The following is a 13,750-nucleotide window of genomic DNA, read 5'->3' as shown; positions in this document are numbered from 1 at the left end:
TTCGCTGGCGTCTGCCTCATTGCTCGAGGTCTTACATCGCCTCCACGGGCGTTTAGCGTCTCCGGGGAACTGCCCGGCGACGTGGAGCTAGGCCGCGCTCTGCTCGAGCGTCATGGCCTGGAGCAGGTTGCGGGCGGCGTTGACGTCACGGTCGTGCTCGCGTCCGCATCCGCACGTCCACGCCCGATCGGCAAGGGTCAACTTCCGGTTGATGGCTTGGCAGCCGCCGCAGAGTCTCGAGGACGCAAACCAGCGGTCGGCCGCCCACACGCCCGAACCGTACCAGCGGGTCTTGTACTCGAGCTGCCGGAAGAACTCTCCGAACCCGAGATCGGAGATGGCACGGGAGAGTCGCCGGTTGGCGACCATGCCGGACACGTTCAGCGTTTCGACGGCGATGGCCCGCTTGGATCTCGCGAGTATCGTCGTCGTCTTGTGCAGGAAGTCCGCCCGCCGATGGGCCACCTCGAGATGGACGCGGGCCAGCCGCTTGACGGCCTTGGCCCGGTTACTCGAGCCGAGCCGTTTTCTCGAGACAGCCTTACCCGCCTTACGCACCTTGCGGAGCGCGGCCTTGAGCGGCTTCGGGGCCTGCACCTCGGTCACGGTGCCGTCGTCGTCCACGATGGTGGCGAACGTCTTGATCCCGACGTCGATCCCGCACGCCGGCGCCTCTGCCGAGACCGTACGGCGTTCGTTGATGTTGGTCCGGTCGATCTCGAGCTGGAACGACACCCACCAACGGCCCGCCTGCTCACGGATGGTGGCCCCGATGACTCGGGCACACCCGTCCGCGATGCGGCCCATCAGCCACGACATGTCCTCGCGCGTGCGTACCTTGCCCACGCCAGGCATGCGCACCCACCGGGCAGCCTCAGGCCTGGCGCGGTCGGCGTCGTAGCGGAACCTCGAGCCGTGCTTGCGCTTGCGCCAGCCCGGGAAGCCGACCTTCCGACCCTTTCGCCTGCCAGATCTGGAGTCGAAGAAGTTCCTGAACCCGGCCGCCCGGACCCGGCACGCCTCCTTCGGCACCCTGGAGGACAAGCCCTCCCCGCTGAACCACGGGAAGCGGTCGCGATGCTCCAGACGCCACAACCTCTCGAGCGCGGGAGCCGACCACGGGACGGGTGTCAGATCCGCGTCCGGGATGCCGTAGGTCTTCTCGGCTTCGCGCTGCTCAAGCGCGGCCTTCACCTTCTCGAGACAGAAATTCTCCACCACCCGCGACAGCCCCGCATGCCGGCCGAGCCGGGCTCGCTGCTCGAGCGTCGGAGCCAGCTCCACGCGGAATCCCTGTCGGTCGGTCATGCCGCCTCCCGCGCCGCGCGCAGAGCCGCCTTCGCGCGGCGCGATGCCGAACGCCGCCCGTACAGACGGGCGCAGAACGAGGTGAGGACCTCGGTCATATCCCGCACCAGATCGTCACAAACTTCAGCGTCATCGGCTTCAGCGTCGTCGATCACGACGATGCGCCGCCCGCTCGCCTCAAGCACGGCCGACAGATGCTCGAGACCGAACCCGGTAAGCCAGTCGCGGTGCTCGACCACGATCGTGGTGACCTGCGGGTCGCGCAGCAGACGGGCCGGCTCCGGCCGTCCGCCGTCCAGGCCGGAGTCGACTTCGCTTACCACGTCGGTGACGGACAATCCCATCCCGGTGGCTGTGACGACCCTCCCCGCTTGCCGCTCGAGGTCCGTCTTCTGGTCGGCGCTCGAGACCCGGCGGTACGCGACCGTCCGGCCGTCCCGTTCGGGCGCTTGCTCGAGCACCAGGTACCGGCCGGTCGCGGTCTTGGTGACCGGGACCGGCATCTTCCCGTCTCGTGCCCACTGCCAGGCGGTCTGGTAGTGCACGCCATTCCGCCGCGCCCACTCGGAAAGCTTCACAAACCAATGATCGCAAATGAACGCTCAAAATAACCGATGATTACGACGGCAGTTAACAACCCCGCCCGTGCCCACCGCCCTCGCCGCTCGGGGCCCCAGCGCTCACCGCTGGCTCACCGCGGGCTCACCGCGGACTCACCGCTGGCTCGGCGGTGGCCGCCGGCTCCATCAGCCCCAGCCGGATGAACAGCACCGGCGCCCCGAGCTGCACCCACAGCGCCAGCACCGCGAACGCCACGAAGGTGGAGGCCCCGCTCTCGGGCAGCACTTCGCGTTCGGCGTACCAGATGGCGACCGCCACCACCGTGCCCAGCACCCACCGTGCGGCCCGCAGTCCGAGCGGCCCGCCCGCATCGAACCACCCGATCCGGTACATCACCGACGTGCCCGCCAGCGTCCCCAGCAGCACCCCTGACATCACGACGACGGTGTCCAGGCTCTCGGGATCGACCATCCCGGCCGCGCTCCAGCCCGCGGGCACGGCCCAGTCCCCGTACGGCGCACTGGCCAGCGCCGCCACCCCCAGCAGCACCCCCGACGCCGCCACGGAGGCGCACAGCTGCACCCACAGTGCCTGCCGCCGCCACCAGAGCGTCGCCGGCCGCTCCACCCGCAGCACGACCACCAGCACCACGACCCCGAGCGCCACCCCCACCACGACGTCGGAGATGAAGTGGACCCCCAGATAGACCCGGCTCAAGCACACGAGCGCCATGGTCACCACCGCCACCCACCACGCCCACGGCCGCCCGACCGCCACCGCCAGCCGCCCCATCCCCGCGCTGCCGACCTGAGCATGCCCAGAAGGCAACCCGAAGCTCTCCTCAACGGAGAACGCCCGGATTCCGGGGTCGATCCAGTAAGGCCGCGGCTGATGCAACGCCAGCTTCCCGATGGCGTTGGTCCCCGCAGCCACCATCACCGTGAACCCGAGCCGCAACGCCAGCGCCGGATTGACACACCAGTACAGAACCGGCAGGACGAGCAGGAAGAACGTGTTGGTGCCGAACACCGACACCAGCTCCATCACCGGCCTGACGACATCCGGCCAGCCCTGAAGCCAGGCGATCGGCCCGAGCTCCGCCCTATGAAGATCGTCCAGAAAGTCCACGCCGCCGATCGGACCACACCTCCACCCCCCACCGCCACACAACTCCCCACACCCCCCGTATCCGCCCGCCCCACCCCCTGCCCCGCCCTCACCCAGCAACACGTGGCAGACGTTCAAACGCGGACGAACGCGCAGGTCCGAGCGACCGTCCAGGCCCAGCGGCCGCCCAGGGCCAGGCGAACCCACACACCCGAGCAGACATCCAAACCCGAGCGGGCGTTCAGTCCGAGCAGCCGCGCCGGCCCGGGCGGGCGTTCAGGACGGCCGGGGCTTTTTGCGCAATAGGGCCAGGAACATGGCGTCGGTGCCGTGTCTGTGGGGCCAGAACTGGGCGTGCGGGCCGTCGCCGAGGCCCTCGACCTCGGGCAGGTAGTCGCGGGCGTCGAGTTGCTCGACGTCGTCGCGGCGCGCCAGCAGGTCGCCGACCACGACGCGGGTCTCGGCGAGGTGCGGCGAGCACGTCACGTACGCCACCACACCACCGGGACGCACGGCGTCGAGCGCGGTGCCGAGCAGGCGCCGCTGGAGCTTGCCCAGCTCGGCGACGCCGGCGGCGTCGCGCCGCCACCGTGCCTCGGGACGCCGCCGCAACGCCCCGAGCCCCGTGCACGGCGCGTCGAGCATCACCCTGTCGAACACGCCGGGCCGCCACGCGGGTTCGGTGCCGTCGGCGGTGATCACCGAGGCGTCCTTGGTGGTCTCCCAGACCAGCCGCGCCCGGTGCTGCTGTACGTCGGCGGCCAGCACCCGAGCCCCACCGGGAAAGGCCGCCCCTCCCCGTGACGAGGTGAGCGGCTCTCCGGACGAGGACGCGCCCGGTGTGCGCGCTTCCTCGGCGAGGCCGGCCAGGTCGCCGTGGACGGCGATGGCGTCGAGCAGGCCCGCCTTGCCGCCCGGGCCGGCGCACATGTCGAGCCACAGCTCGTCCCCGTCGCCCTCGACGGGCACCCGGGTCAGGGCCAGGGCGACGAGCTGGCTGGCTTCGTCCTGGACGGCGGCGCGCGTCTCGGCGACCGCGTCGATGCCGCCGGGGTCGCCTTCGCGCAGGTAGGCCGCGTACGGCGAGTAGCGGCCCGGCAGGGCGCCCACGTCTTCGAGCTCCTCGGCCGACGAACGCCCCGGCCTGGCGACCAGGGTCACCAGCGGGCGAGCGTTGTCGGCGTCGAGCAGGTCGGGCATCTCGTCGGGCGCGCCGAGGGCGTCGCGGAAGGCGGAGACGATCCACCGGGGGTGGCCGTAGGCGATGGCGAGATGGCCCACCGGGTCGTCGGCCGGGTCGGGCGCGACGATGGGCAGCCATTCGTCGAGCGTCCTGGAGCCGATCTTGCGCAGCACCGCGTTGACGAACTTGGCCGCACCGGCGCCGATGCGCAGACGTACGAGGTCGACGGTGGTGCCGACGGCGGCGTGCGGCGGCACGCGCATGCGCAGGAGCTGGTGGGCGCCGATGCGCAGGGCGTCGCGTACGTCGGGATCGGGCGCCCGGTCGCTGCACATCTCGATGATCGCGTCGTAGGTGCCGAGCCCGCGCAGCGTGCCGTAGGCCAGCTCGGTGGCGAGTGCGGCGTCGCGCCCCTTGATGCCCCGGTCGCGCAGCAGGCGTGGCAGCAGCAGGTTGGCGTACGCGTCGCGCTCGTCCACCGCGCGTACGACGTCGTAGGCGGCGTTACGGGCGGGATCACGCGTCGGCCGGCGTGGCCCGCGCGCCCGGTTACCGCCGCCGGACCCCTGATGCCCCCTGGTCTTCATGCCCACGAACCCTCACTCACGCCCGGCACAGCACCCCGTAGAAACCCTGTCGACAACCCCGTCGGAAACAACGCGTCCGGCCACCGCCCGCACCCAAGCGACCGCCGCCCACCCGGACGGCCGAAGGGCCGCGAGACCCGCCGGCCCAGGCCGAAGGGCCGTGGGAAGCGCCGGTCCAGGCCGCTGTCACTGAAAGGTCTCCTTGCCCTCGAGGCGCGCCCCGCGGGCCCACTCCCCCGCCCCCATCAGCCGCTTGCCCTGCGGCTGCACCTCGCTCAGCTCGACCGCGCCGGTGGCGGTGCCGACGAGCACGCGCGCCTTGGTGGCGGCCAGCTCTCCGGGGGCGAGTTTCTCGCCGGGCGCGTGGCGCACGGGGCCGAGCTTGATCCGCTGGCCGCGGAACTCGGTCCACGCGCCCGGGTTGGGCGTGCAGGCGCGGATCAGCCGGTCGACGTGCATGGCGGGCTTGGCCCAGTCGACGCGGGCGTCGGTCACGGTGATCTTGGGGGCGACGGTCACGCCGTCGGCGGGCTGGGGGCGCGGCTCGAGCGTGCCGTCCTCGATGCCGTCGAGGGTGGCGGCGAGCAGCCCCGCCCCGGAGACCGACAGCCGCTCCAGCAGCGCGCCGCTGGTGTCGGTGGTGCGGATCTCCTCGGTGACGACGCCGTAGACGGGCCCGGCGTCGAGCTCCTTGACGATCTGGAACGTGCTGGCCCCGCCGATCTCGTCGCCGTGCAGGATCGCGTGCTGGACGGGCGCCGCGCCGCGCCAGGCGGGCAGGATCGAGAAGTGCAGGTTGACCCAGCCGTGCTTCGGCACGTCGAGGGCGCTCTGCGGCAGCAGCGCGCCGTAGGCGACGACGGGACAGCAGTCGGGCTCGTACGAGCGCAACTGGTCGAGGAAGGCGGGGTCGCCGGCCTTCTGCGGGCGCAGCACCTCGATGCCGGCCTCCTCCGCGAGCTCGGCGACCGGGGAGGGGTGGACCTTGCGCCCCCGGCCGGACTGCGCGTCGGGACGGGTGACGACCGCGACGACGTCGTGCCGTGGCGAGTCGATCAGGGTGCGCAGGGACGGCAGTGCCGTCTCGGGTGTGCCCGCGAAGACCAGACGCATGCTGTCAGAGTGCCTTTCCGCCGGTGGCGTGGGGCGAGAACCTGACCACCGGTGCGGCCAGCCCGCTCCACTCGGCCTCGCGCACGGCCTTCATCGCGAGCTTGCGCTGCTTGGGGTCCATGCGGTCGATGAACAGGATGCCGTCGAGATGGTCGGTCTCGTGCTGGAAGCAGCGCGCCATCATGTCGGTGCCCTCGAGCGTGACGGGCTCGCCGTGCATGTCGAAGCCCTTGGCCACGGCGCGCACCGCGCGCGGGGTGGGGAACGACAGGCCGGGGAAGGACAGGCAGCCCTCCTCGCCCTCCTCGTCGAGGTCGGACGACAGGTCGAGGTCGGGGTTGATGAGGTGGCCGAGCTGCTCGTCCACGTAGTAGGTGAACACCCGCAGGCCCACGCCGATCTGAGGGGCGGCGAGACCGGCGCCCGGGGCGTCCATCATCGTGTCGGTCAGGTCTTTGACCAGCTTGCGCAGCTCCTTGTCGAAGTCGACGACCGGGGCCGCCGGGGTGCGCAGCACCGGATCTCCGAACAGCCGGATGGGCTGGATCGCCAAGGGGGTCACTCCGTTCTCATGCGTGGATCAGCCCAGTTTAGTGCAGGTGCGGGCGTCACCGGGGGCCGTGCGTCCTGGCGTGCTCCAGCGTCCTGGCCTTCAGCGCGGCCTTGCGCGCCGCCTTGACCACGGCGGGGTCGTCGTGGGCGGCGGCGAGCATGTCGAGCACGGCGACGGTGTCGGGGTGGCCGACGGCGGGCATCTCGCCGATCAGCTTGAGGAGGTCTTCGCCGGGCTCCGGCGGGTCGAGGCGGCCGGCGGCGGGGCTGGACAGGTGCATGAGGGCCGCCAGGGAGTCGACGGCGATCCAGGTGTGGTCCTCAGAGCTGAGCGCGGGCGCGGGCAGGTCGCGGATGTGCAGCCAGGAGGCGGCGTAGCGGCGCGTGAGCGGGTGGTCGAGCGCCTGCCTGACGGGTGCCTCAGCCTCGGGCCCCAGCTCCTCCATGATGGCCCCGACGGCGCCGCGCTGCCCTGCGGTGCCGGACGCGGCGATCTCGATGAGGTCGCGGGCCGCGGACTCGGGCGAGCGGCGCTCCAGCCACCCGGCCACCGCGCTCTGGGTGGCGCTGCCCTTGACCAGCGCCTCGACGAGTTCGGCGGCCGACAGGTCGGCGAACACCTCGACCTCGGCGGTGGTCGGCGCGTCGTGGCCCTCGCGCAGCAGGTCACGGCGGATGGCCCACACCCCGAGCGGGGTCAGCGCGGTGCGCCCCGCGGGCGTCTGCTCGACCAGCCCGCAGTACGCCAGCAGCGAAAGCGCCTCCAGCAGCTCGGCCGGCAGCGCGGCGGCGATCTTGCGCATCTCGGCGGGGCCGGGCGCGCAGGCGACCTCGTGCGACTGCAGGATGCCGCGGGCCAGGTTGGCGGTGGCGACACCCGAGCGTACGGAGTAGATGGTGGCGAGCATCTCGGCCAGGTGGCCGTCGACCACGGCGGAACCGGTCAGGCCGTCGTCGGCGCGGTCGAGGACGTCCATGACCACGCCGTCCCAGAACTCCAGCGTGGCCTCGACCGTCAGCTGCATCGACAGCGGGCCGCGGGTGGCCTGGCCGCCGAGGATCTGCAGCAGGCCGGTGTTGACGGCGACGACCCAGATGAGGCGCAGGCGCGTGAGCGGGACGCCGAGGTGGGCGGCGGCCGCGGCGGCGTCGGCCGCGCTCAGGTGGCCGTCGGCGCCGACCTTGCGGGTGTCCGTCCAGGTGGTCAGCCGGATGGCGTCGGCCACCAGCGGCACCGTGGGCACCGCCGCGGCCAGCTCGGCGTCCGGCGCCGGCAGGACCGGCGGGAACGTCAGGGCCTCGCGCTCCTCCGGGGTCTCCTCAGGGGGCCGTGGAGGCACGGCGGCCTGCTCATCGATCAGCTTGCGCAGCTCGGCGAGGTCGAAGACGTTGTTTGCCACCCACGAAACTTACTGCACACCGGTCACATGAGCGTACTCAACGGATGGCTCGGGACCGGGCCTTGAACGCGGCCTTGCGCGCCGCCTTGGCGACCGTGCCGTCGGGGATGGAGCGTCCGAGCAGCTCCAGCACTTCGACCACGTCGGGGTGGTCGACCCGCCACATCTCCTCGATCAGATGGGCGGGCGGGCCCGAGGCGGCCATGTTCTCGGCGAAGATCTCCGGATCGGCCTCGGCGGCCGGCATGGCGAGGGCCAGCATGTCGACGCTGACCCACAGCAGCTCGTCCTGCGTGAGGGGCGGCGCGGAGAGCTTACGGGCCGCCAGCCAGTGGATGGCGTGCGGGCGCAGCTCCTGGTGCTCCAGGTAGCCGCGGACGGCGGGCTCGGCCTCGGGGCCGAGCCGGTCGACGATGGTGATGGCGATGCCGCGCGCCACGGCGGGCGCGCCCGACGCGGCGGCCAGCAGCTCGCCGGCGGCCTCGACCGGCACCCGCCCCGCCAGCCAGCGGTCGATGTCGGCCTCGGCCAGCTCGGTGGGCACGCCTTCGAGCAGCCCTTCGATGAGCCCGAGTGCGTCGGCCTCGGCCAGGTCGGGAGCCTCGGGCGCCTCGACGCCGACCGAAAGGTAGTGCTCGCGCAGCGCCCAGACAGCCACCGGGGTCAGCTCGGCGGTGTCGCCGGTGACGCGCAGCAGGCCCGTCCACTCCAGCCGGTCGAGCACGGCGGGCAGGTCGATCGCGCGGTCGCCGGCGATCTCGTCGAGGTAGTCGCCGATCACCGTGACGGGCACCCGGGTCTGCAGCCGGTAGAGCATGTCGAACAGGTCGTAGAGGCCCTCGTCGAGCTCGGGAGAGCCGGTGACGGCGCCGCCTGTGTCGTGGTCGAGCAGGTCGGCCACGCGCCGGGCCCACGCGGCCAGCGGGTCGCCGTCGCCGGTCAGCGGCTGCTCGGCCAGCATGGGGACGGCGGGCAGCGCGGCCCGCAGCTCCTCGGGCTCGGCGAGGCGGACGGCGGGCAGCGGCGTGCAGGCCGGGCAGTCGCAGGGCGCCTCGCCGAGGTCGGGCAGCTCGCCGGACGGGATGGCGATCGACTGTTCGAGCGACTCTGGGCCGATGGAGCTGAACAGGCTCTTGGCCATGCCGAAGTTCGCCGGATCGGCGAGCGCCTCCGGCATGCGGGGCTCGATGTCGTCGAGCCTGGAACGCATGGCCGCTGCCGTCTCGGCGCTCACCTGACCGGCCTCGCTGAGGTAGTCGACGAGCGTGCGGGCGGCGGCGACGGTCTCGGGCGCGCTCTCGGGCGGAGCGATGACCTTGCGGGGATAGATGGACAGCAGCAGCTCGTCGAAGGTCTCGGGAGTGAAGTCGCGAAGTTCGTTGACGTTGAGGTAGTCGCTGGCGTAGTCGCAGAGCAGGCGGACCTCGTCCGCGTCCACTTCGACGTCCCGCGTGCGCCCCCAAGCACGCAGGTCGTCGATGGCCTGGTTCACCCATTCGATCGACACATGGGCACGCTAACGGCTGGCCAACGGATGAGCGAATCGGGGAAACGGGCTAAATCAGGTCGAGGGGGTCGACACTCACCCTCACGACATCCGGCGTCTTGCGCGCCGCGCGTACGCCGCTGGCGCCCTTGAGCGCGGCCGACAGCGCCGCGCCGCCCGCCCTGGGCACCCTGATCATGGCGCGTTCCTGCCCGTCGTCATCGACCGGTACGGGGCCGAGCACCTGGGCGTCGGAGGGCAGGCGGGCCTCGTCGATCATCTGCCTGACCGCGCTGGCCGGGCCGGTGAGCGTGGCCATCCGTACCGCCGGCGGGAACCCCAGCTCGGCCCGGTCGGCCAGCTCGCGCTCGGCGTGGGTGACCGGGTCCCAGCGCAGCAGCGCCTGTACGGCCGGCAGCGCCGCGTCGCCCAGCACCACCAGCTCGGCCCCGGGACGCAGCAGCGCGGCGGCGTTCATCCAGCGGCGCACGGTCTCCTCCCCCGCCCGCAGGTCGGCCCGCCCGAGCAGGGCCCAGCCGTCCAGCAGCACCGCGGCCGTGTAGCCCCCCTCCGCCACCGGCTCCGCCCCGGGGGTGGCGACGACCAGGGCGCGGGCGGCGGGCACCGTGGCCAGCACCCCGTCCCTGCCCGACGTGCGCACCTGCACGGAGGGGAACGCCCTGCCCAGCTCCTCCGCGGTCCGCCTGGCGCCGGTGACCACCGCGCGCAGCCTGGGGCTGCCGCAGGACGGGCAGCGCCAGTCGGCGTCGACCCGGCCGCACCACCGGCAGTAGGGGGCCGCGTGCCCGCCGCGCAGCGCGAGCGGCCCGTGGCAGCGCGGCCCCCCGGCCGCCTCACCCGCCTGCCGAGCGGTCTCCTGCAAGGTGGTGCCGAGCTGCGGCGCGGCCTGCTGCGCCGGGAACGTGCCCTGCCCGTGCGGCGGGACGTCCTGGGTGCTCCTGGTAGGCGGCAGGACGCAGCGGGCCGGGGCACGGCAGTGGCGGCAGGCCAGCGCGGGCAGGTAGCCGCGCCTCGGCACCTGCACCAGCACGGGGCCGCCGTCCAGGCCGTGGCGCAGGGCCCGCCAGGCGATGCTGGGCAGCCGGGCCTGCCGGGCGGCCTGGTCCTTGGCCAGCTCGGCGTCCTCGCCCGCCGGGCGTACGCGCGGGGCGAGGCTCCTGATCGTCGTACGGGCCGCCACGATCGGCCTGGCCCAGCCCCTCGCGACGAGCTGGGTGGCCTCGGCGGTACGCGCGTAGCCGCCGATCAGCAGGCCCGCGTTCGCCCGGTGGGCGCGCAGCCCGAGCACCTCGCGGGCGTGCGGGTAGGGGGCGAGCCGCTCGGCGTGCAGGTCGTCGCCGTCGTCCCAGATCGCCACCAGGCCCAGCTCGGCGACCGGCGCGAACATGGCCGCCCTGGTGCCCACCACCGCGCGTACCTCGCCCCTGAGCAGCCGCAGCCACCTGCGGTAGCGCTCGGCGGGGCCGAGGTCCGCGGTGAGCGCCACGTGAGCGCTGGGGCCGAGCAGGCGCAGGAACGCGGCGTCGGCCAGCGCGACGTCCTTGCCGTCGGGGACCACGACGACCGCTCCCCTGCCGCCGTCGAGGGTGGCCCGCACGGCTTCGGCGATCGGCTCCGCCCAGCCGGTGGCGCCGGGCAGCGCCGACCACACGGCCCGCGGTGCGCGGCCGTCACGCAGGGCGGCGAGGAAGGAGGGGCCTGCCGGGTACGCGTCCCAGGCGCTCGGGGAGGGCGCCTGCGGGCGCTCCTGCGGCGGGACGGGCTTGGGCTCCTCGCCTTCGGCCCTGGCGTGCCGGGGCGGGACGGCCAGGCGCAGCACGTCGGTCAGGGTGCCCGCGTACCGGTCGGCCACGGCTCTGGCCAGGCCGGCGATCTCGGGGGTGAGGACGCGCTCGGGCGACACGACGCGTTCGAGGGGGGTGAGCCGGCCCTCGTGGTCGCTCTTGGGGACACGCTCAAGGAGGAAGCCGTCGATGAGCTTGCCCGCGAACCGCACCCGCACGCGCACGCCGGGCTCCGCGGTCTCGTGCAGCTTGGCCGGGACGAGGTAGTCGAAGGGCCGGTCGAGGTGCGGCAGCGGGCTGTCGACGACCACCCTGGCCACGGGATTCTCGGGGGCGGGGAGCACCGCTCCCCTGGTGTCCTTCTCGGACGCCGGGGGCCGCACGGCTTCGAGCGGCAGGAGGGCGTCGTCGGAGGAGTCGGTCACGAACAACGTCTACCAGACCCCCGGCCATGACCACCCCACCGGAACGCCGGCCCGTCGCGGCACACCGGAGACGCACGCGGGGGCTTCGCCACGACGACGTGTGCCCGGCCGTGCGCGGGCCGCCTCGCTGTTCGGCGGCACGGAAAACACCGAGCGGTGCCGCCCGACGTGAGAGAGGCGGGCGGCACCGATCGGCTCGCAGCGAACGGCCGGCGGCGTGGCGCCGGCCGGTGACGGGTCAGAGACCGGCGGCGGTCCTCAGGGCCTCGGCGCGGTCGGTGGACTCCCAGGAGAAGCCCTCGCGGCCGAAGTGCCCGTAGGCGGCGGTCTCGGAGTAGATCGGGCGCAGCAGGTCGAGGTCGCGAATGATCGCGGCAGGACGCAGGTCGAAGACCTGCAGCACGGCCTCCTGGATCTTCTCCACCGCCAGCTTCTCGGTGCCGAAGCACTCGACGAACAGGCCGACCGGCTGAGCCTTGCCGATCGCGTACGCCACCTGCACCTCGCACCGGTCGGCCAGCCCGGCGGCCACGACGTTCTTGGCCACCCACCGCATGGCGTAGGCGGCGGAACGGTCGACCTTGGACGGGTCCTTGCCGGAGAACGCACCGCCACCGTGGCGGGCCATGCCGCCGTAGGTGTCGATGATGATTTTCCGGCCGGTGAGCCCGGCGTCGCCCATCGGGCCGCCGATCTCGAAGCGGCCGGTCGGGTTGACCAGCAGGCGGTAGCCCTCGGTGTCGAGCTCGAGGTCGGCGAGCACGGGGTCGACCACGTGCTCCTTGATGTCGGGGGTCAGCATCTCCTTGAGGTCGATCTCCGCCGCGTGCTGCGTGGAGACGACCACGGTGTCGAGACGGACCGGCGTGTCGCCGTCGTACTCGATCGTGACCTGCGTCTTGCCGTCGGGGCGCAGGTAGGGCACCGTGCCCGACTTGCGCACCTCGGACAGGCGCTGGGCCAGCCGGTGGGCCAGCGTGATCGGCAGCGGCATCAGCTCGGGCGTCTCGCGGCAGGCGAAACCGAACATGAGGCCCTGGTCACCGGCGCCCTGGCGGTCGAGCTCGTCGCCGTCACCGACCACCCGGTGCTCGTAGGCGTCGTCGACGCCCTGGGCGATGTCGGGCGACTGCGCGCCGATGGACACCGACACGCCGCACGAGGCGCCGTCGAAGCCCTTGTGGGAGGCGTCGTAGCCGATCTCCAGGATCTTCTCCCGGATGACGCCGGGGATGTCGACGTAGGTCTCAGTCGTGACCTCGCCTGCGACGTGGACCTGGCCGGTAGTGATCATCGTCTCGACCGCGACCCGGCTCTTGGGGTCGTCTTTGAGCATGGCGTCGAGAATCGCGTCACTGATCTGGTCGGCGATCTTGTCCGGGTGGCCCTCGGTGACCGACTCGGAGGTGAACAGGCGACGTGACAACTCAGTGGCTCCTCATGCAGCGGCTGCTGACGGATTTGAGGCCCGGGACCAATGGGCATGGCCGGGCCTCGCCGAAGTCTAGCCCTACCTGGTGCCCTGCGGCGAAACCGTCCACGATCTGTCTCCCATCACAGTTCGGGTAAAGGGTCGGGCGGCAGCGTCTCCGGCGCGAAGATCTCCGCGTCCGCAGCCGCGATCACCGCCGCGTACTCCTCATCAAACTCGAACACCATCGAGCCGAGCTCGAGAGCGTTGCCCGGCAGGATGGGGCCGAGCCTCGTGTGCCGCGGAAACTCCGCGAACACCGACACGGGACGGTCGGTCCTCAGCGTCCTCGTCGCCAGCACGGAGATGGCCGCACGCGTGACCACGATCAGAAAGTTCCCCGTCCCCGCCGGCCCCGAGGAGAAGGCGGGGAAGAGGTAATGAATCTCCCCTTGGTCACCCAGCAGCGTCCTACAACGATCTCTAACAGCGGAACCCACCGGCATTCCATCCCCCTTTGCCCCAAGTATCCGCAGGCGTGCGGGGGTGTTGCAACAGGTGATCGAGTAGTGGGATCTGCACACTTTGTACGCCCTACAACCCTCGCATCCCATTACCCCCAGCGCTCTTCACCGCCCCTCGAGCCTCACCAGACCCAGGAGGCCGAGGGCGGGTGGCGGTCAGGTCAGGTCAGGTCAGGTCAGGTCAGGTCTGCGAGAGCGTGCCACGCCCACATCCAGCCCAGCGGCCGCAGGCGGTGCAGCAGAGGCAAGAGGGCGATCACCGGCCCCGGAAGGGCGAGGGCCGGTGGG

At 72.4% G+C, this 13,750-nt stretch carries 11 protein-coding genes; all 11 read right to left on the bottom strand.

Annotated features, from left to right (window positions below; translation table 11 throughout):
- Positions 1 to 87 precede the first annotated feature (87 nt).
- The 11 genes from AB0K28_RS06625 to AB0K28_RS06575 all read right to left on the bottom strand — a co-directional run bounded on the left by AB0K28_RS06625 (position 88) and on the right by AB0K28_RS06575 (position 13,444).
- Positions 88 to 1,308, bottom strand: a complete 1,221-nt coding sequence (locus tag AB0K28_RS06625; RefSeq protein WP_364365957.1) for an RNA-guided endonuclease TnpB family protein — start codon at positions 1,306 to 1,308, stop codon at positions 88 to 90.
- Positions 1,305 to 1,886: an IS607 family transposase gene (locus AB0K28_RS06620; protein ID WP_364365954.1), complete on the bottom strand. Its 582-nt coding sequence runs from the start codon at positions 1,884 to 1,886 to the stop codon at positions 1,305 to 1,307. Before AB0K28_RS06620 ends, AB0K28_RS06625 begins: the two co-directional genes overlap by 4 nt.
- A gap of 124 nt (positions 1,887 to 2,010) precedes the next feature.
- On the bottom strand, positions 2,011 to 2,997 hold the full coding sequence (locus tag AB0K28_RS06615; RefSeq protein ID WP_364365951.1) for a phosphatase PAP2 family protein: 987 nt from the start codon (positions 2,995 to 2,997) through the stop codon (positions 2,011 to 2,013).
- A gap of 255 nt (positions 2,998 to 3,252) precedes the next feature.
- Positions 3,253 to 4,746, bottom strand: a complete 1,494-nt coding sequence (locus AB0K28_RS06610; RefSeq protein WP_364365948.1) for a transcription antitermination factor NusB — start codon at positions 4,744 to 4,746, stop codon at positions 3,253 to 3,255.
- Positions 4,747 to 4,932: 186 nt separating this feature from the next.
- On the bottom strand, positions 4,933 to 5,859 hold the full coding sequence (gene fmt, locus AB0K28_RS06605) for a methionyl-tRNA formyltransferase (RefSeq protein WP_364365945.1): 927 nt from the start codon (positions 5,857 to 5,859) through the stop codon (positions 4,933 to 4,935).
- A gap of 4 nt (positions 5,860 to 5,863) precedes the next feature.
- Complete coding sequence (gene def, locus AB0K28_RS06600; RefSeq protein WP_345401243.1) at positions 5,864 to 6,412, bottom strand: peptide deformylase; 549 nt, start codon at positions 6,410 to 6,412, stop codon at positions 5,864 to 5,866.
- 55 nt (positions 6,413 to 6,467) lie between these two features.
- Positions 6,468 to 7,811 carry a hypothetical protein gene (locus AB0K28_RS06595; RefSeq protein ID WP_364365941.1) on the bottom strand — a complete coding sequence of 448 codons (1,344 nt, stop codon included), beginning with the start codon at positions 7,809 to 7,811 and terminating at the stop codon, positions 6,468 to 6,470.
- 37 nt (positions 7,812 to 7,848) lie between these two features.
- Positions 7,849 to 9,318, bottom strand: coding sequence for a hypothetical protein (locus AB0K28_RS06590; protein ID WP_364365938.1), 1,470 nt, complete (start codon positions 9,316 to 9,318; stop codon positions 7,849 to 7,851).
- A 49-nt stretch (positions 9,319 to 9,367) separates the two neighbouring features.
- The gene (locus AB0K28_RS06585; protein WP_364365935.1) at positions 9,368 to 11,527 is read right to left on the bottom strand and encodes a primosomal protein N'; all 2,160 of its coding nucleotides are present in this window, start codon (positions 11,525 to 11,527) and stop codon (positions 9,368 to 9,370) included.
- Between the two features lie 238 nt (positions 11,528 to 11,765).
- Positions 11,766 to 12,953 (bottom strand): methionine adenosyltransferase, encoded by a 1,188-nt coding sequence (gene metK, locus AB0K28_RS06580; protein WP_345401234.1) that lies wholly within the window; start codon positions 12,951 to 12,953, stop codon positions 11,766 to 11,768.
- 128 nt (positions 12,954 to 13,081) lie between these two features.
- A complete protein-coding gene (locus tag AB0K28_RS06575; RefSeq protein ID WP_364365931.1) occupies positions 13,082 to 13,444 on the bottom strand; it encodes a hypothetical protein in 363 nt (120 codons plus the stop codon).
- Positions 13,445 to 13,750: the final 306 nt, after the last annotated feature.

This window comes from Nonomuraea sp. NPDC049504 (assembly GCF_040676845.1).
Classification (GTDB): Bacteria; Actinomycetota; Actinomycetes; order Streptosporangiales; family Streptosporangiaceae; genus Nonomuraea; species Nonomuraea salmonea.
Note: the sequence above shows the minus strand (reverse complement) of the source record. Positions and strands in the feature narration are given on the sequence as shown.